The organism is Vibrio sp. 10N.286.49.B3 (genome assembly GCF_002873395.1).
Lineage (GTDB): Bacteria > Pseudomonadota > Gammaproteobacteria > Enterobacterales > Vibrionaceae > Vibrio.
Genome location: NZ_MCUV01000045.1, coordinates 1 through 528, shown reverse-complemented (window position 1 = coordinate 528; position 528 = coordinate 1). Strand labels below are relative to the sequence as shown.

The window sequence follows — 528 nt, the reverse complement described above, 5'->3', positions numbered from 1 at the left end:
GTTAACGTAAGAGTCCCTAATGCATCATCGGCAGGAACAACACTGGTTGGATCGAACACTTCTTGCAGCACACCATCCGCATCCGTAATGGTCAACTGACCATTGTCCGTTAAGGTCGGTGTCGATTCATCTTCAACAACTTCACCAACCGCATCGCCGGAGATGATTGCAGCATCATTAACCCCGGTAATGATCACAGTAATGGTATGTTCGGTGCCGTCTTGCGAAGTAATAGTGAACACTTCGTCTTTCGTCTCGCCTTCATCTAAATACTGAACTTCCGAGTTAATGACACTGTAATCCCATGCTCCGTCTTCGGTTAACGTCAGGGTCCCTAATGCATCAACGGCAGGAACCACACTGCTTGGATCGAACACTTCTTGCAGCACACCATCCGCATCCGTAATAGTTAACTGACCACTGTCGGTTAAGCTCGGAGAAGTTTCATCTTCAGTCACCGCACCCGTATCAATACCGCCGATTTCAGCGGCATCATTAACACCGGTAATCGTCACAGTAATGATATGT

The 528-nt window shown here is 47.7% G+C and carries 1 protein-coding gene; it reads right to left on the bottom strand.

The genetic code is table 11. The features are described from left to right. Window positions 1–528 (bottom strand): VCBS domain-containing protein (locus BCU68_RS14335; protein WP_198591744.1); only part of this gene is annotated, 528 nt, incomplete at both ends.